A 16,549-nucleotide genomic window follows, 5' to 3' on the forward strand; every position below is an offset into this window, starting at 1 on the left:
CGGCTGACCAGCATCTTCCCCGCAAGCCATTTTTCGTTATTTTGCGAGCGGTAGGCGCTGTCGGCCCAGACCTCACCAGAGGTGTTGTCCGTGCCAACCACATGCTTGAGTTGGCGACCATCGGGTGCGGAGGCCGACGTCACATGTTGCCCGCGAATAAAGCCGAAATGGCGGTCGATGCTGATGTGTGACTTGTAACCGAACACCGGGAGCGCAATCATCGGCAGCGGCGTGCCGTCGGGCCGATGGCGCACCTTGCCGCCGATCTTCAGCGTCCAGCGCGCATCCACGTCTTTCTGCGCTGCTTTGTTGGGTTCATCAGGCCAAATCTCGTGAGCGCTCTTGCCCGCCTTGACGGCCTCCTTTTCCGGATCGGTATTGCGCTGCTTGGGCGCCGGAACAAGGCTGGCGTCGACGATTTGTCCCGACATCGGAATGTAGCCCTTCTTGTAGAGTTGCCAGTCGAACGCCTTCATCACCCGCTTCAACGTGCCGGTCTCCGTCAACTTGTTGCGGAACAGGCGAATGGTGTTCTCGTCCGGCGTCGGCGCGCCGAGATCAAAGTTTAGAAACCGCATCCACGACAGCCGGTCACGGATCATAAATTCCATCCGCGCATCGCTCAGATTGTGCTGGGCTTGTAGGATCAGAATCTTGAACATCGACACCGGATCAAACGGCGGACGCCCACCCTTCGCGCCGTCGCCATAACCAAGACCCTCGACCAGCCAGCCTCGGAAATATTCAAAATCAACCGTCGCCGCCAGAACCTCCAAGGGATCACCGTCCTCGCTGAGACGCGCAAGGTGTTCCGACAAACTGAAAAAACCGCGTTGTTCCATCAATCTCTCCCTATCAAGCCGATGGAACGATTGAATCACAAAACAGAAAAAATGGGGAGGTTAATACGGGTGTCCAGCTTCAACGCCCAAAATTTTGAGTTCCGCTGCCAATTTGTCTTTGAGGCGCTGAAGCCCCAGTTCACTGGCGCTTTCGCACCGGGCCACCAGAACCGCCTGGGTGTTGGAGGCGCGCAGCAACCACCAGCCGTCTTCGTCGGTGACGCGGACGCCATCAATTTCATTGACTTCGATACCGGGGCGGTCTTTTAAGCGTTCGCGGACTTCTTCGATTACGGAGAATTTTCGGGCCTCAGCGCAATCGATGCGGATCTCCGGGGTGTTCAGCATGTGCGGCATGGCGTCGCGCATGTCAGCCAGACTGCGCTCTGATTTTGCCACCACACTCAGCAAGCGCACGGCGGTGTAAACGGCGTCGTCAAAGCCGTAGTAGCGATGCTTGAAGAAAATATGCGCGCTCATTTCCCCGGCCAGGGGAGCACCCGTTTCTTGCATTTTGGTCTTGATGTGACTGTGCCCGGTTTTCCACATTAGCGGATTGCCGCCCAAGCGTTTGATTTCGTCGAAAAAGACCTGACTGGCTTTGACGTCGGTGATGATGGTGGCGCCGGGTTGGTCTTGGAGGACTTCACCCGCCACGAGGACCAGAATTTGATCCCCCCACAGCACCCGGCCTTGACCGTCAACGACGCCGATGCGATCGCCGTCGCCATCAAAAGCAAAGCCGAGATCGCAGCCCTTGTCCGCCACCAAGGCCTTCAGTTGGTCCAAGTTTTTTTCCACCGTGGGGTCGGGATGGTGGGCCGGGAAATGGCCATCGATTTCAGCGTTGATGATGTGATGGGTGCCGGGCAAACGCTTGATCAGATCTGCGATGACGTCACCCGCCGCCCCGTTGCCGGGGTCCCAGGCGACGGTTAAATTCTTTTGACCACTGTAGTCTTGCAAGACCCGTGCAACGTACTCGGCAAAAATGCTCAGCTGTTTTGAAGTGCCGTTGCCGTCAACAAAATCGCCGCTGGCGGCTAGGTGACCTAAGTCTCTGATGTCGTCACCGAAAAAGGATTTTCCGCCGATGGTCATTTTCAGGCCGTTGTATTCGGACGGATTATGCGATCCGGTGATCATCAAACCCGCATCCACTCCCATGGTCGCACTGGCGTAGTACAGCATGGGGGTCGGACCGCATCCAATGCGCACCACATCAATGCCGCTTTTACACAGCCCATCCACCAGGGCGGCTTCCATTTGCGGCGAGGTCAAGCGACCGTCATAACCGACGGCACAGGTTTTGCCACCGCGAGAAGCCAGAATGGACCCGAAAGACCGGCCGATGGCACGCATGTCGTCGAAGCTAAAATTCTCGCCAACGATGCCGCGAATGTCGTATTCGCGCAGGATTTCGGGATCAAGGGAATGGGCTTGGGATGCGTTCATGTTTGACCTTAGGGACTATAGAAAAGGCTAGATTTTACGTGGCGGAGCAGCGGCAACGATTGCGAACAAGGTAAAGAAGGTCAATTGCCACCAAACCGCCCAAATGGAAAAGTTGAACAGCGCGCTGGCCCAAAAACCGGCCATGAGAGCGATTTGCGCCAGGGCATCTTCATCCTGCGTGCGGACAAACCGTTTCATGAGCTGCCATGCGATGTAGGCGAGTGCCGCGAACACCGGAAGAAAGCCGATAATCCCAGACTCAGCGAGAATTTCCAGCGCCCAATTGTGGGGATGAGATGGCAGGAAAAAAGCGGAGTGGCCAAGCTCAGGTACGATGACATTTGCGCCGGATAATTTGCTCAATTGGTCAATGCCATTGCCAAGCCATGGATGGTTCAGAAATTTTTCAAAGGCAAATTTCCAAATGCTCTGGCGGTGAGGATCCACCAGCCAGACCGGGAGATAAGTGCCATGAATGTGGGCGGCCACGAGGGGCAGGCGGTCGATGCGCACCCAGGCGATGATGGCGATGGCGGCACCGGCTGCAAGCACCAGAAGAATATTGGTGTGGCGGTGCTTGGCGCGGACAATGCTGAAGATGACGATACCGATCATTGCTAAAAGTCCCGCAAGGGCGGCCCTGTTGTGGGTGAGCATGATCACGGAAATCGCCAGCGGGGCATGGGTATACGCGCAAAACCGCCAGTTTCCGCCCAGGCGTCGTCCGGCCCAGATGACGATGGGGATCAGGCACAGCTCAGAGGCTGCGAAGGATTTGAAGGCCTGTTGGGGAAATTCATGGGTGCTTAAGTCCGCCTTCATGAAGGCCAGGATCAAGGGGACGTCGAGCAAAGACAAGACGGCCGCTGCCGTACATGCGATGGTGCCGATAACCAGCACCTTCCACAAAAGCTCATGGACATCTTTGTGGCTTTTGAGGGCCGCCCAGACCAAGACGATGGCAAACAGGAACAGGAATGAGCGGCCGCCAATTTTTGCTGACCCGAGTGGTGACAGCGAAAACGGTATCGTGATCGCCCAGGCGAGCACGATGGCGCCCACGAACATGGTGGTTTTTGAAGTGAGTGTTTGCTTAATCCTTTGACGGATTTCAGTGCTTATATAGTATAAAACCAGAGCGCCAATCAGCGCTAAACTCAGGGGAAGCTGCTGTGGAGCAACACCGATGACGCGCAAAGGAATCGCAACGGCGACCATGACGGCGATAAATGTTGCTAATTTTGGGCCCAAATTAGAGGGGGAAAGCGCTGTCATGATGATCCGCATTTTGCTGTATGTCTAAAATACGATGGAAATCGTATGGGTACGTTCATATTTTTTGTTTCCGCCACCGGGGAGATACTGAAAATGACTGCTATTTCGGTTGTGCAAAATATGGCCAGCATCAGCGTTACTCATTTTGTTGTGATTGTGTAAATCGATAAAGCTGATAGGGCAACCAATATTCATAGGCTCTGCAAGTGCTGCCGCCAATATTTCGGAATGGGCATTTGTGTCGAAATGAGGCACGAATGTTTAGGATTGCCATTTTTAAGCATAACGGCATAGACTGTTCACGACTTGAACGAATTTTTCTGAATATGGTACAAAGTGTCAAATTCCAGGGACATACACGAGAACCTGAATCTGGCTGACCGGGCAACGTTGAAGCTCCTGGTGGCGCTGGAAAATGGTCAACAGGCGAGCCAGCGCGGGCTTGCCGCGAGTATAGGCGTGGCTTTGGGCATGACCAATTATCTTGTGAAACGCGCGGTGCGCAAGGGCTTGCTGAAAGTGGATAAGATCCCGGCCAAAAGATATGCATACTACGTCACGCCCAAAGGATTTGGCGAAAAAAGCCGGCTCGTGGCCCAGTACTTGTCCTCGTCACTGGGTTTTTTTCGTCAAGCCCGAAGTGAGTATTCAGCCCTTTTTGCCCAGATGAGCGCGCAAAATCATGCCCGCATTGCGTTGTTCGGGGTGAGCGAGCTTGCTGAGATTGCCCTTTTGTCAGCACAGGAAGATAACGTTAACATCGTGGCGGTCATCCAACCCGGCAGCAATCAAGACCTTTTTTCCGGCGTACCAGTTCTGAGCAGTAGTGAGTTCGCAAATGAGTGCGGCATTGACGCCGTGGTGATCACGGCGGCAGAAGCCCCCCAAGCGGCTTACGAGCTTATGGTTGGCCGGTTTGGTGCTGATCGGGTGTTTGTGGTGCCGCTGTTGCATGTGAATTGTGAAGGTTCCGGCGGGAGTTTGTGATGAAAGCGTGGTATGTGGTTCGCACAAAAACACGCTCCGAAGAGCAATCGGCCAGGCATTTGAGCAATCAGGGCTTCGAGATCTATTTGCCGCGCTATCGCAAGCAGGTTCGCCATGCCCGCACGGTCAAATCTGTTTTGCGGCCGCTGTTTTCCGGCTACCTGTTTGTGCATATGGATTTAGGGCAGCAACGCTGGCGGTCCATAAATGGGAGTGTTGGCGTGATCTCATTGGTGCCGTCAGCTGACGCCCCCAAGTCCATTACGGGTGAGATCATAGACCTCATCCGTGCCCGGGAAGACAAGGATGGTACAGTCAGTTTGGTGCCGCAAGGCTTGAAAAAAGGCGATCAGGTTCGTATCCGTGACGGGGCCTTTGCTGAGTATGAAGCCTTGCTGGAAGAGGTCAGCGATGAAAAACGTGTGATCCTCTTGCTCAAGTGTATGGGAAGTGAAGTGCGGGTATCAACGTCCCTCGAAAATCTTGATAAGGTTTCCTAACGCATTCGTAAAGCATAATGGTGACAAAAAATATGCCCCCAATCGTTCCCGTAATTCTGTCCGGCGGATCTGGCACACGATTGTGGCCCATGTCGCGAACATTGTACCCTAAGCAGTTGCAAGCCCTGTATTCTGATTCCAGCATGCTGGTTGAAACTGCCCGGAGGGTATCGGGCGATGGTTTTACTGACCCCATCATCATCTGCAATGGGGAACATCGCTTTATCGTTGCCGAACAATTGCTTGAGGCGGGCATTCAGCCACAAGCCATTGTTTTGGAACCAGTGGGTCGCAATACGGCCCCGGCGGCGGCTGTGGCAGCGCTGATGCTGACGAACAAAGATCCGGACGCGATGATGCTGTTAAAACCGGCCGATCACATGATCACCAAGCCGAACGTGTTTGTCGAGGCGTGCTTGCAAGCCAGAAAAGCGGCGGATGACGGCGCTCTGGTGACATTTGGGATCATCCCTCATAAGCCTGAGACGGGATTTGGTTATATTCACAAAGGCCCAGCGTTGGCGGGCTTTAATAGTTGTCACCGGGTTGAAAAGTTTGTTGAAAAACCGGACGTGAAAACCGCCGAGGGCTATGTTGCCGATGGCGGGTACCTGTGGAATAGCGGCATGTTTTTGTTCCGCGCCCAAGATTATCTCGATGAACTTTCCAAGCAGTGCCCCGAGATGGTCGAGGCCTGTCGCAGGGCCGTGCACCTTGCCCGCCAAGACATGGACTTTCTCCGCCTAGACGAGCAAGCTTTCCAAGACATGAAGGGCAACTCCATCGATTATGCGGTGATGGAAAAAGCTCAAAATGTCTTGGTCGTTCCCGTTGATATGGGCTGGGATGACGTCGGTTCATGGTCGTCACTTTGGGCTGTTGGCGATAAGGATACGATGGGCAACATCTTGCTGGGCGATGTCATTGCCCATGACGTTGCCGGGTCGTATATGCGCAGTTCGGGGCAACTGATCGCCGCCATCGGCATGAAAGACATCGTGGTTGTTGCCACTGACGACGTCATTTTGGTGGCTCCCATGGACCGCGCTCAAGAGGTCAAAGAGATTGTCAAAAGCCTCGACGACCTTGGCCGTACGGAACAGACCTTACATAAGCGCGTCTATCGACCGTGGGGCTGGTACCAGTCGATGCACGCAGATACCCATTACCAGGTCAAGCAATTGACCATCCACGCCGGCGGTGTGTTGAGCCTGCAAAGCCATCAACACCGCTCAGAACACTGGGTCGTGGTGTCGGGAGAGGCCGAAGTAACATGCGGCGATGAATTGATCACATTGGCGGTCAATCAATCGACCTACATCCCCGCAGGCATGAAACACCGCCTGGAAAACAAGACTAAAGAACCGTTGTGCATCATTGAAGTGCAAACGGGGAGTTACCTAGGCGAGGATGACATTGAGCGTTTTGAAGATGTCTATGGTCGTACTTAGCAGCTTGGTTGCATTTAGGTGTTAAGCCTGCTCTTTTTCAGGAATGACGGCGACCACTTTATCGGTGGTCAGAAGCCAAATGATCCCGCCGGGAATGGCAAAAAAAATGGACATCAACCCGAATAAAATTGATAAGACCAAAGCGTCATCGGCCTGAACGCCAACGAGGGCGAAGGCGGCAATCATAGCACTTTCGCGCACCCCCCATCCTGCAATGGAAATAGGCAAAGTGGTGACCAGCATCACTGGTGGCATCAATACCATGCAATCGAGTAAGCTTACATTTAGATCAATGGATTTGGCGATGAAGAAAACCCCGCCTGCAATGGCGATATGTCCCAAAACACCCCACCCCAATGTCTGTGGCGCATGAATTGGCGATAAGAATGTTCGACGCGTATCCGAGGCCAAATCGGACAAAGCGCGGACAAAGTTCCAGGATCTGAATTTTTGAGGGATACGGTCTAGAAACATCAACAAAGCTGTTCCGCCCACGCCAGCCGTCAGCATCATGACCGAGAAGTTTAGCATCCAGTTTGTATCAGTTTGATCGAGGTGACCTTGAAAAAAGGGGGCGGTGCCAGTGACGAGAATCAACAAGCTTAAAACCGTAGTTACCCGTTCCAACATGACGCTGTGCACGGATGCTTTTAACGTCAGTCCTGCACAAAATCCTTTATATATGCGCACAGCATCGCCGCCAACGGAAGACGGCAGGACTTGGTTGAAAAATAGGCCAATCAGGTATATGCGCAGGGCTTGCCAAAAGGGAAGGACGGCTTTAATCGCCACCATAACGGCGCGCCAGCGAAAGACGCTGATCAGGATCTGCACGCATATCACAAGTACGGCGGCGGTGAGGTCAACAGGGTTGGCCTCCAATATACGTTTCCAGGCTGAGCCCAGATCAATATTGTGAAGCAGATACCAAATCAATCCAATCGAAACTAAAAACTTAAGGGTCAGGGCAAGCGTTTTTTTGCTCATATTACGTTAAGGACAGCACAGATTTGTCGGCGTTTTCAAGGAACCATGCATAGGTGTGTGCCATGCCCTCCTTGAGTTTTGTCGGCGCACGCCAGCCCAAGTCGTGAATGCGCGTGCTGTCCATCAGCTTGCGCGGCGCACCGTCCGGTTTGGTGGCGTCATATGTGTATTCACCCGTGTAGCCTACGGCATCGCCAATGGTCTGCGCTAAATCACGAATGGTCACTTCATCGCCGCTGCCGATATTGATATGACTGGCGTTGGAATAATATTGCATGAGGAACACCAGTCCGTCCGCTAGGTCATCAACGTGCAGGAACTCACGCTTGGGCGTGCCGGTGCCCCAGATCTCAATTTTGCTATCGCCCGCCAATTTAGCCCGGTGGGTTTTAACCAGCAATGCCGCAGCGACGTGACTGCTGAGCAGATCGAAGTTGTCGCCTGGGCCATACAAGTTGGTCGGCATGGCCGAGATAAAATCGTTACCATACTGTTTGCGGTACGCAGCGCACAGTTTGATGCCCGCGATTTTAGCCACCGCGTACCACTCATTGGTCGGTTCCAGAGGCCCACTGAGAAGCACGTCTTCGGACATGGGTTGGTGTGCTAGTTTAGGGTAGATGCACGATGAGCCTAGAAATAAAAGTTTTTCCACCTCACAAAGGTGCGCTGAGTGGATGATATTGGCTTCGATCATGAGGTTATTATAAATAAACTCAGCAGGCAGAGAGTCGTTGGCATAAATGCCACCAACCTTTCCTGCAGCCAGGAAAACAACGTCTGGCCGCACACTTGCCATCCAGGTTTCGACAGCCTCTTGGCGCAGCAGGTCAACCATTGCGCGCCCGGCCGTGATGACTTCACAATCTTCCGCAGCCAAGCGTCGCACCAGCGCAGAGCCAACCATGCCGCGATGCCCCGCAACCCAGACGCGCTTGCCATTTAAGGAATAAAGTTTATCAGTCATGGCGGCCTTGACGGTTTACTTCCTGTTTGACGCATTTAAGGTCATAATCGACCATTTCGCGCACCAATTCGGTGAATGGGGTTGTGTGTTTCCAGCCCAGAATTTTGCGAGCCTTTGAGGCATCTCCAAGCAGGTATTCAACTTCGGTCGGGCGGAAATAACGTGGGTCGATTTCCACCAGAATGTCACCGGTGTTCGCATCGACACCCTTTTGCTCCACACCTGTACCTTGCCATTCGATGGTTCGACCGATGTGGGAAAAGCTGAGCTCAACAAATTCACGTACGGAATGGGTTTCTTCGGTACACAGCACGAAGTCATCAGGCTTATCGTGTTGGACGATCCGCCACATGCCTTCGACGTAATCGCGCGCGTGACCCCAATCACGGCAGGCATCTAAGTTGCCTAAGTAAATGCGGTCCTGCAGGCCATGCTTGATGGCCGCCACGGCACGGGTGATTTTTCGCGTTACGAACGTCTCCCCCCGGGTTGGGCCTTCATGATTAAAGAGAATGCCGTTGGTGGCATGCATGTTGTAGGCTTCGCGGTAATTGCGTACAATCCAGAAGGCATAGAGTTTCGCCGCCGCATATGGGCTACGGGGCTCAAATGGCGTGGCTTCACTTTGCGGCGAGGGGGCATTGCCAAAAAGCTCGGACGTTGAGGCTTGATAAAAACGTGTGGTTTTTTCGAGGCCCAGAATGCGGATTGCTTCCAAAAGGCGCAGAGTACCCAAGGCATCTGCGTTGGCGGTATATTCAGGTGTGTCAAAACTCACTTGAACGTGGCTTTGTGCTGCCAGATTGTAGATTTCATCCGGCTGTGTCTCTTGAATCAGGCGGATTAGGTTGGTGGCATCGGTCATGTCACCGTAGTGCATGAAAAAATGGACATTTTCTTCGTGCATGTCATGGTAAAGATGATCGACACGTCCGGTGTTGAACGAGGAAGAACGACGTTTGATACCGTGGACCGTATAGCCCTTCGACAAAAGAAGTTCCGCGAGAAGAGCGCCATCCTGGCCGGTGATGCCGGTGATGAGAGCGGTTTTACCTGACATTGATTTGTTCCGTTGAGTTGCTGAAATGAATTAGGTCGAAGCCCCAGATTCCTGTCCAACGCGGGCGGAATGAGAAAAGGGAAGAAGATTCTGGAAAACTTTCACAAACAGTGCATTTGGCATTAACTTATGAAGAAATAACCAGCCAAAATAAAGGGGCAATGGATATGTAGAAGGTTTTCTCCGCCATATCCACCACGTCTTGATAAGTCGAACAAGTGAATAGGCCATAGGATTCTTTTTCTGAATGGTGCGCCAGAGATCCCCGTGCTTGTGACGTGAAATGCTTTTGAGCATGCCGCTTTGGCTAACGCGGTAATGAAAGAGAGGGGCGTCCATTGCCAAGCCGAAGTAGCCGTGGCGCCCTAGGCGAATATTGAATTCCCAGTCTTCATAACCCTGGCGCATGCTTTCGTCATAACCGCCCAAATTGTGCCACGCCAATTTGGGCATGAGCAGGCAATAGGGCAACTGGTTTAAAAATAACTGTTCAAAAAAATTGTAGTTCTTGCGCAACACGCCCTTAACATCGCCGAAGACATTAAGGTGGCTGAACACCACCGTTTGCTCGGGTTGATTTTTGATAAGGTCATACGCTGATTGCAGATAATTGGGCTCAAGCCAGTCGTCACAGTCTAGGGGCAATATATAATGTCCACGTGCATGGCGGATGGCCGTATTGCGTGCGGCGGATAATCCCATATTGATCTGGCGGATCATCCGCACATCGTCTGGCAAAGCGTCGAGATAGGCAATTGTGTCGGGATCGTCCGATCCATCATCCACGAGAACAATTTCAAAATCGGTGTATGTTTGCGCGCGTAGACTGTCCAGCGTCTCCTGCAGGTAGAGATGGCTGTTGTAGCAGGGTAAAATGACCGAAATCGTCGGTACGGTGCTGTTGCGTGGTTTTGACATGAGCAATTCGGTACATTCTGATAAGCAAGGGTGTCGGATTATAAGCATTCTCGGTGTGTTGTGGGGAAAAAATTTAGCCATATTATGAGGTTCTTAAGGGGAGATGGTTCGCCCAAAATATGAACCCCTAACCCTGAAGAGAGTGGTTTCCCTTGCGTTCAAGATATGTAATGAATGGGGCGATGTTACGCGATTCCACAATCAAGAAAATCCTCCGCTGGGGCTGGGCGGTCGCCCTGGCCCTTCACGCTGTCTTGAACGCTCTTTGGCCCCTCAGATCTGCGGGTGTACGGGTGTTTTATGGTGGTGCACGGCCTGGCGATGTTGGTGGGCCGTTGGTTAAGGTCAAGCGCTTGCGCGCCCTGTTTCCAGAGTATCTGTGGGGGTTTAACGTTGTCTACGTGCTGTCAAATACGCCATACCTTCCGGGCTTGGCCTTAGCACTGCTGAAGGCACGGCGCGTTCCCATCGTACACAATCAAAATGGGGTGTTTTATCCGGGCTGGTATGCGGGCGACTGGAAAGCGCAAAACCAACGTATGGCGAGAACCTTTCGCAAAGCCGATTATGTTTTCTTTCAAAGCGAATTTTGCAAGCGCTCAGCAGAGCGATATCTAGGTACGCGCGAGGGTGCTGGGGAAATTCTCTATAACGCCGTGGATACAGTATTCTACCGTCCGCTTACGCCACAGGAGCCACGCGCAGGGCGGGCGTATCGGTTCTTGCTCACCGGAAAAATCGATAACCACTTGTTTTATCGGATTGAAAGCACGTTGCGGGGGCTGGCAGAGGCTGTGAATTTGGGTCTGGATGCGGTACTGGACATCGCCGGTTGGGTGGCCCCGGATGCTCAAGCCAGAACCAAGGCCTTGGCCGACGAACTGAGCATCGCTGATCGGGTGCGTTTGACAGGGCCTTACACTCAAGAATCTGCACCCTCCATATATCAAGGTGCAGATGCCTATGTGATGACCAAGCACAATGATCCGTGCCCCAACACGGTGCTTGAAGCCCTGGCCACGGGCCTGCCGGTTTTGTATTCGGACACGGGCGGAGTTGGCGAGTTGGTCGGCGCTGCGGGGATCGGCCTCGTCTGTGCCCAGAGTTGGGGCGAACCGCAAGTGCCGGACGTCAAAGACATCGCTCAGGGCATGCTGGACATTGTGGCTGGGCACGATATGTTCAGCCATAAGGCGCGGGAGCTCGCGGTTGAACGGTTTGACTTGCGCCATTGGGAGCAGCGCCACGGCGAGGTGTTCACCCGCTTGATTGAAGCCCGCTTGACGGAAGAAAAAAACTGAATGCGCATGAGAACTCTTCTGCTTGCCAGTATCCGCATTTTATCATGGCCGCTTTATCTGATTCCAGCGCGGGGGCGCTTGGGGCTGATCAAGGGGCTGATGGTCTTGGATTCGCGTGTCGGACAGCCGAAGGATGCGTTGCGGCGTCAGTTTCAAGTGCTCGATATGGCCGACAAGGTTATATCCGAACGCGCCATGGTCTATGGCGATGGCATTCACCCCAAGCACCGCCTGACGCGCTATCACGACTTTTTTGTCGAAAACATCGCGCCCAAAAGCACGGTATTGGATGTGGGCTGTGGTTATGGGGCTTTGGCGCGGTCGATCGCCACCCGGGTCGAGGGCGTTCGTGTCACAGGCATTGATAGCGATACGCCGCGTCTGACCCAGGCTCGCGAAGCGAATAACCCGGACAACTTAGAATTTGTCTTAGGTGATGCGTTGCAGGACCTACCACCTGCAAAGTGGGACGTTATGGTGCTGTCCAATGTGTGGGAACACATCGCGCACCGGGTTGAATTTATGCGGGGGTTGCTGGCCAAAGTTCAGCCGAAAAAAGTCTTGATCCGGGTGCCGGTGTTTGAACGGTCTTGGCACCTGCCCATGCGCAAAGAGCTGGGCATCGGTTATTTTTCGGATTCCACCCACTTCATCGAACACACCTTGGCGGAATTCGCTGATGAAACCGCACAAGCGGGACTCAAGGTGGAAAGCCAAGACATCCGTTGGGGGGAAATCTGGGCTGTGTGTGTTCCCTTGACGGCTTCTGGGGATGTTCCCAGCGTCGACACTTAAAGGGTACGGAACATGAGGCAGGGCGAGAGCACGGTACTGGATCATCCGGCGACAGCTATTGTCGATGCCCATGCCTTGATCATTGATATGGCCCAAGGCCGGCGCGTTCTGAATGTCGGTGCGGCCGGAAACGCCAGCTATTATCGTGACCACGGTTTGGACGGCTGGCTGCACGCGCGTTTGGCACAATCGGCTGAAACGCTGGTGGGGCTAGATCTCGATGGGGACGAGGTCCAAGCCGCAGTGGGGCTGGGTTTTAATATTCATGTCGGCAATTGTGAAAATGTAGACTTGAATGAAATATTTGATCTGATCGTCTTGGCTGATGTGTTGGAGCATGTGGACAGTCCGACCTTGGCCTTGGCGAACATGGTGCGCCATTTAAGTCCCGGTGGAAAAATTGTTCTGACCACCCCCAATGCGACCTTTTTTGGCAACGTTGGGAATGCCCTGTTGCGTCGAGGGCCGAACGTCTACTGGGACCACGTGAATCTGTACACACCTGAAAATATTCAGGCTCTGTGTGACCGTCATGGCTGGATACTTTTGCAGACGCACCTGTATTCATTGGCGGATCGGCGCAATGCATCCGTGCGTTTTAAAAGTGCCGTGATTGCATTGGTGGGAAGGCTATTTCCGCGCTTTCACAGTGCGTTCTTGTGTGTGATCGCACCCTAAAAATCGTATCTTTGGCTGTACACCCGGCGATAGAGATCTTCGTAGCGACGCACCATGGTTACTAGGGGGAAATGTTCTTTGATACGTTGGCGGGCGGCTTGTCCTTTGGCTTTACGACTGTCAAGAGAGTCTTGGGACAGACTCACCAAGGCACCCGCAAAGACATGAGCATTGCGTGACGGGACAATCAATCCTGTATCACCAATAAGATAGGCACTGTCACCCACATCGGTTGCCAGGCACGGAACCTCTGCGGACATGGCTTCGCCGATGACGTTGGGCGCACCTTCGCCATACGCGGAACTAAGCGCCAGAATGTCTATGCCAGAGTAAAAAGGGTTGATGTCTTTCAAAGTGCCCAAAATGTGGACACGTTCGGACAGCCCTTGTTCTTGGATTATGGAAGATAAATTCTGATTTTCCGGCGTTATGGAATCACCGCAAAAAACGAAATGGGCATTGGGGACTTTTTGCGCTACGCGCGCGGCAGCCTGAAGGAACGTCAGATGATCCTTTTGGGGATCATAACGCGACGGGTTGCCGATCAGTATGCTGTCTTCAGGGATGCCCAACTTGGCTCTGAATGCGGTGCGTTGTTCTGGGGAATGCCTGTGTATGTCGGTATCAAAACCGTTGTTCAGGACCACCATCTTGGTTGCGTCGTACCCTAGGTCTGCGTGGACGCGGCGTGCGGATTGAGACCCACACACGATGGTGCTGGGGAGTGAGAAAGACAAGCGTGCGCAGGCCATGGCCGTGCGGAGGGTGCTTTTTTTACTGTGGGTCTCGTCGAGGGTGCTTTGGCGCAAATTCCACAATACTGGGGCGCTTGTGGTCAGGCGTGCAGCGATGCCGCCGATGAGATCGGCATGATACATCCAGGTTTGCACGAGGTCTGGTTTGTTTGAACGGAGTTCTGCACCCAAACGCGCGGCAGGTATGGCGTTAACCTTGCCCTTGAGGAAACCCATAGCTGCTACATTTGCGCCAGTAGCAGCCATGGACTCGCTGAGTGCGCCTTTGTCCGTGATCGATATCACGCTGTTTTTAAACCCGTCTGTGTCCATGTCGCGCAACAGGCGCAACAGTACCTTTTCGGCACCGCCAATGGATAAACCTGTAATGATGTGGGTGACGCGGATGGAGCGCACTTAAATATATCCAAAAATTATAGTATAACGGTGTGGCCTTCAGTACTCGGCTCTGTGAGAAACATTATTGGGCTATCAATGGCAGATAGACCTCTTCTAAATGACGTTTGCCAACGACGGACCAGTCGCAGACCATTACGCCATTGCGGGCGCTTTGAACCAGGGTGTCTTTATCGCAGCTGGGATGCAGAATTTCACGTACTTTTTTAGCCAATCCATGGGAGGTCAGAGTGTGGTCCAGCCCGCCGGTTATACCGTCTTGAATTAAGTCTGGGGCCATGCCGACATACGTGGACACCACCGGAACGTGGGCGGACATGCTTTCCATCAATCCCATAGGACCGCCTTCTTCGCGGGAACTCACGATGTAGAGATCTAGGGCATGGTAGCACTGAACCAAATCTGCATGTGCATCCGGATAAGCATGGGCATATGGAATATTATATTCTTCAAGTCGCGCCTTGACGTAACCACGGGCTGGGCCTGTCAGCATCGCGAACACCGGCAGGTCTTTTGCCAGTTCCTTCATGGTCTCGACAAATATGTCAGGTCCCTTAATCAACTTGGGTTCCATCCCATCGCCCCACCCGACACCATCTTTTTGGAATGAGCCGATGACAATGGCATCTTTAGGGATGGCGAATTTTTCGCGGGCACGTTGGCGTTGTTCGTCACTGGGAGGCGTGAATATATTTGTGTTTACGCCGATGGGAATACGAACAACTTTCTCGCTTGATACACCCCACGACAACAAGCGATCATGAACCAAACTGTTTGAAGCGACGATGCGCGATAGTCTCGGTACCGTCGTCAGGAATTGGTCTATATGGCGAGACACATCCGGCCCATCTTCGCGTTTGCCATGAAAAAACGAGGTGACATACTTATTTGACGCACCCGCTGGCCCGCCCCAAGCTAACCACATATATTGAGATCCAAAATGAACCACGCGGTTAATTGCACCAACCGGCGAGGTGCCGACCTCGACCGTATTGGGGGTTAATTTGTTGATTTCATCTCTGATGTTTTCACCGACCCAGCGAATGGCCCAGTTAGCATCTTCGACCACAAATCGGACTGGCGTAGCCTGATTAGATTTCTGACCAAGGCCGCTGAGAATTCTTGAGGGAAGGCATTTTGCCGTGTTGCGCAGGAGGCGAAGGTTGTCGGACAATGCATTCATCAGTCTTCAGCCTTGCCCTGATGACGCGCTATTTCAGTGTCTGCCATCGCGGCGACAACCTCTGCCATGGTCTTGTGCGCATGCCAACCCAATTTGTCAGCGGCTTTGCGGGCATCGCCGACGCCATGTTTTAAGTCCGTTGGCCTAAAAAGTTCGGGGTTGGTTTCAATATAGTCTTTGTGGTTAAGGCCAAAATGGGCATAGGCCGTTTTTACAAAGTCTTCAAGAGTATGGCTTTGACCTGTTGCAATCACATAATCATCGGCATAGTCGTGTTGTAGCATGAGCCACATGGCTTCGACATATTCCGGTGCCCAGCCCCAGTCACGTTTGATGGAAAGGTTGCCCAGATGTAATTTCTCACGTTGACCGAGAGCCGCCATCACAGCGCCTTGGATGATTTTCATGGTTACGAAACGAGCCGGACGTAACGGGGATTCGTGATTGAAGAGGATGCCGGAGCATGCAAACAACCCATAAGCCTCTCGATAGTTTGCGACCTCCCAAAATGCGGCGGCTTTGGCAATGGCATAAGGGCTACAGGGGTGAAAGGCTGTGGTTTCCGTTGCAGGAATTCCGCCCGTATCACCGAAACATTCGCCAGACCCCGCGTTGTAGAACTTGATGGTGGTGTTAAGGGAACGAATGGCATCGAGAATGTTGAGTGTCCCCAATGCAATGCTGTTGAGGGTTTCCGCAGGTTGTTCAAAAGAGAGGCCAACAGAACTTTGGCCACTGAGATTATAAATTTCATCAGGCTGGGTTTGTTTGATGGCGTTTAGGGCACTGTGGAAATCGGAAGGCACAGATGATATGAGCGATACTTTACTGTAAATGTTGAGAAGTTTGAGATTGGACGCCGTGGACATTTCAGCGTCTCGTGATGTGCCGACAACCTTATACCCTTTACCGATAAGCAATTGAGCAAGATAGGCTCCATCTTGTCCAGTGATCCCAAAGATAAGAGCGCATTTGTCGTTTGAGGTCATGAGTATCCTG

Annotated in this window: 16 protein-coding genes; 6 read left to right on the top strand and 10 right to left on the bottom strand. The window is 52.9% G+C overall.

Annotated elements, in window-relative coordinates; genetic code table 11:
• The 3 genes from BEN30_RS10345 to BEN30_RS10355 form a co-directional block, all read right to left on the bottom strand.
• The coding region (locus tag BEN30_RS10345) for an IS5/IS1182 family transposase (RefSeq protein WP_069958279.1) at nucleotides 1-842 on the bottom strand (842 nt) is incomplete at its 3' end.
• A 60-nt stretch (nucleotides 843-902) separates the two neighbouring features.
• Nucleotides 903-2,297, bottom strand: coding sequence for a phosphoglucomutase/phosphomannomutase PgmG (gene pgmG / locus BEN30_RS10350; protein WP_069958280.1), 1,395 nt, complete (start codon nucleotides 2,295-2,297; stop codon nucleotides 903-905).
• Nucleotides 2,298-2,324: 27 nt separating this feature from the next.
• Nucleotides 2,325-3,572 carry an O-antigen ligase family protein gene (locus BEN30_RS10355; protein WP_170827026.1) on the bottom strand — a complete coding sequence of 416 codons (1,248 nt, stop codon included), beginning with the start codon at nucleotides 3,570-3,572 and terminating at the stop codon, nucleotides 2,325-2,327.
• Between the two features lie 402 nt (nucleotides 3,573-3,974).
• On the opposite strand from BEN30_RS10355, the gene BEN30_RS10360 reads away from it, so the two are divergent.
• Genes BEN30_RS10360 through BEN30_RS10370 form a run of 3 tightly spaced genes read left to right on the top strand, consistent with a single transcriptional unit; the run spans nucleotide 3,975 to nucleotide 6,510 of the window.
• Complete coding sequence (locus tag BEN30_RS10360) at nucleotides 3,975-4,559, top strand: helix-turn-helix domain-containing protein (RefSeq protein WP_139134969.1); 585 nt, start codon at nucleotides 3,975-3,977, stop codon at nucleotides 4,557-4,559.
• Complete coding sequence (gene nusG, locus BEN30_RS10365) at nucleotides 4,559-5,059, top strand: transcription termination/antitermination protein NusG (protein ID WP_069958283.1); 501 nt, start codon at nucleotides 4,559-4,561, stop codon at nucleotides 5,057-5,059. The genes BEN30_RS10360 and nusG overlap by 1 nt, the downstream gene beginning before the upstream one ends.
• Before the next feature lie 32 nt (nucleotides 5,060-5,091).
• Complete coding sequence (locus BEN30_RS10370) at nucleotides 5,092-6,510, top strand: mannose-1-phosphate guanylyltransferase/mannose-6-phosphate isomerase (RefSeq protein ID WP_084005392.1); 1,419 nt, start codon at nucleotides 5,092-5,094, stop codon at nucleotides 6,508-6,510.
• A gap of 21 nt (nucleotides 6,511-6,531) precedes the next feature.
• Here the strand turns inward: BEN30_RS10370 and BEN30_RS10375 are convergent, their stop codons facing one another.
• The 4 genes from BEN30_RS10375 to BEN30_RS10390 are packed head-to-tail and all read right to left on the bottom strand — an operon-like array spanning nucleotide 6,532 to nucleotide 10,442.
• Nucleotides 6,532-7,497, bottom strand: coding sequence for a lysylphosphatidylglycerol synthase transmembrane domain-containing protein (locus BEN30_RS10375; protein WP_069958285.1), 966 nt, complete (start codon nucleotides 7,495-7,497; stop codon nucleotides 6,532-6,534).
• A gap of 1 nt (nucleotide 7,498) precedes the next feature.
• Nucleotides 7,499-8,464: a GDP-L-fucose synthase gene (fcl, locus tag BEN30_RS10380; RefSeq protein ID WP_069958286.1), complete on the bottom strand. Its 966-nt coding sequence runs from the start codon at nucleotides 8,462-8,464 to the stop codon at nucleotides 7,499-7,501.
• Nucleotides 8,457-9,524, bottom strand: a complete 1,068-nt coding sequence (gene gmd, locus BEN30_RS10385) for a GDP-mannose 4,6-dehydratase (RefSeq protein WP_069958287.1) — start codon at nucleotides 9,522-9,524, stop codon at nucleotides 8,457-8,459. The genes fcl and gmd overlap by 8 nt, the downstream gene beginning before the upstream one ends.
• A gap of 30 nt (nucleotides 9,525-9,554) precedes the next feature.
• A complete protein-coding gene (locus BEN30_RS10390; RefSeq protein ID WP_069958288.1) occupies nucleotides 9,555-10,442 on the bottom strand; it encodes a glycosyltransferase family 2 protein in 888 nt (295 codons plus the stop codon).
• A 182-nt stretch (nucleotides 10,443-10,624) separates the two neighbouring features.
• Between BEN30_RS10390 and BEN30_RS10395 the strand changes: the two genes are divergently transcribed.
• From BEN30_RS10395 to BEN30_RS10405, 3 genes are read left to right on the top strand one after another with little or no spacing between them, the layout of a single operon-like run.
• Nucleotides 10,625-11,743 carry a glycosyltransferase family 4 protein gene (locus BEN30_RS10395; protein WP_170827027.1) on the top strand — a complete coding sequence of 373 codons (1,119 nt, stop codon included), beginning with the start codon at nucleotides 10,625-10,627 and terminating at the stop codon, nucleotides 11,741-11,743.
• Nucleotides 11,744-11,749: 6 nt separating this feature from the next.
• On the top strand, nucleotides 11,750-12,538 hold the full coding sequence (locus tag BEN30_RS10400; RefSeq protein ID WP_170827028.1) for a class I SAM-dependent methyltransferase: 789 nt from the start codon (nucleotides 11,750-11,752) through the stop codon (nucleotides 12,536-12,538).
• A 12-nt stretch (nucleotides 12,539-12,550) separates the two neighbouring features.
• Nucleotides 12,551-13,216 carry a class I SAM-dependent methyltransferase gene (locus BEN30_RS10405; RefSeq protein ID WP_069958291.1) on the top strand — a complete coding sequence of 222 codons (666 nt, stop codon included), beginning with the start codon at nucleotides 12,551-12,553 and terminating at the stop codon, nucleotides 13,214-13,216.
• Here BEN30_RS10405 and BEN30_RS10410 read toward each other — a convergent pair.
• The 3 genes from BEN30_RS10410 to BEN30_RS10420 all read right to left on the bottom strand — a co-directional run bounded on the left by BEN30_RS10410 (nucleotide 13,213) and on the right by BEN30_RS10420 (nucleotide 16,539).
• A complete protein-coding gene (locus tag BEN30_RS10410; protein WP_084005386.1) occupies nucleotides 13,213-14,367 on the bottom strand; it encodes a glycosyltransferase family 4 protein in 1,155 nt (384 codons plus the stop codon). The genes BEN30_RS10405 and BEN30_RS10410 overlap by 4 nt on opposite strands.
• Nucleotides 14,368-14,431: 64 nt before the next feature.
• Nucleotides 14,432-15,550, bottom strand: coding sequence for a glycosyltransferase family 4 protein (locus tag BEN30_RS10415; protein WP_084005388.1), 1,119 nt, complete (start codon nucleotides 15,548-15,550; stop codon nucleotides 14,432-14,434).
• Entirely contained in the window at nucleotides 15,550-16,539 is a 990-nt protein-coding gene (locus BEN30_RS10420; protein ID WP_069958293.1) for a GDP-mannose 4,6-dehydratase, read from the bottom strand. Before BEN30_RS10420 ends, BEN30_RS10415 begins: the two co-directional genes overlap by 1 nt.
• Between the last annotated feature and the right edge of the window lie 10 nt (nucleotides 16,540-16,549).

The organism is Magnetovibrio blakemorei, assembly GCF_001746755.1.
GTDB lineage: Bacteria > Pseudomonadota > Alphaproteobacteria > Rhodospirillales > Magnetovibrionaceae > Magnetovibrio > Magnetovibrio blakemorei.

What these genes read in the sequence shown, in the direction of transcription:
- pgmG (WP_069958280.1), bottom strand. Translation starts at nt 2,297, where the DNA reads ATGAACGCATCCCAAGCCCATTCCCTTGATCCCGAAATCCTGCGCGAA.
- BEN30_RS10355 (WP_170827026.1), bottom strand. Translation starts at nt 3,572, where the DNA reads ATGACAGCGCTTTCCCCCTCTAATTTGGGCCCAAAATTAGCAACATTT.
- nusG (WP_069958283.1), top strand. Translation starts at nt 4,559, where the DNA reads ATGAAAGCGTGGTATGTGGTTCGCACAAAAACACGCTCCGAAGAGCAA.
- BEN30_RS10370 (WP_084005392.1), top strand. Translation starts at nt 5,092, where the DNA reads ATGCCCCCAATCGTTCCCGTAATTCTGTCCGGCGGATCTGGCACACGA.
- BEN30_RS10375 (WP_069958285.1), bottom strand. Translation starts at nt 7,497, where the DNA reads ATGAGCAAAAAAACGCTTGCCCTGACCCTTAAGTTTTTAGTTTCGATT.
- fcl (WP_069958286.1), bottom strand. Translation starts at nt 8,464, where the DNA reads ATGACTGATAAACTTTATTCCTTAAATGGCAAGCGCGTCTGGGTTGCG.
- gmd (WP_069958287.1), bottom strand. Translation starts at nt 9,524, where the DNA reads ATGTCAGGTAAAACCGCTCTCATCACCGGCATCACCGGCCAGGATGGC.
- BEN30_RS10390 (WP_069958288.1), bottom strand. Translation starts at nt 10,442, where the DNA reads ATGTCAAAACCACGCAACAGCACCGTACCGACGATTTCGGTCATTTTA.
- BEN30_RS10395 (WP_170827027.1), top strand. Translation starts at nt 10,625, where the DNA reads ATGTTACGCGATTCCACAATCAAGAAAATCCTCCGCTGGGGCTGGGCG.
- BEN30_RS10400 (WP_170827028.1), top strand. Translation starts at nt 11,750, where the DNA reads ATGAGAACTCTTCTGCTTGCCAGTATCCGCATTTTATCATGGCCGCTT.
- BEN30_RS10405 (WP_069958291.1), top strand. Translation starts at nt 12,551, where the DNA reads ATGAGGCAGGGCGAGAGCACGGTACTGGATCATCCGGCGACAGCTATT.
- BEN30_RS10415 (WP_084005388.1), bottom strand. Translation starts at nt 15,550, where the DNA reads ATGAATGCATTGTCCGACAACCTTCGCCTCCTGCGCAACACGGCAAAA.
- BEN30_RS10420 (WP_069958293.1), bottom strand. Translation starts at nt 16,539, where the DNA reads ATGACCTCAAACGACAAATGCGCTCTTATCTTTGGGATCACTGGACAA.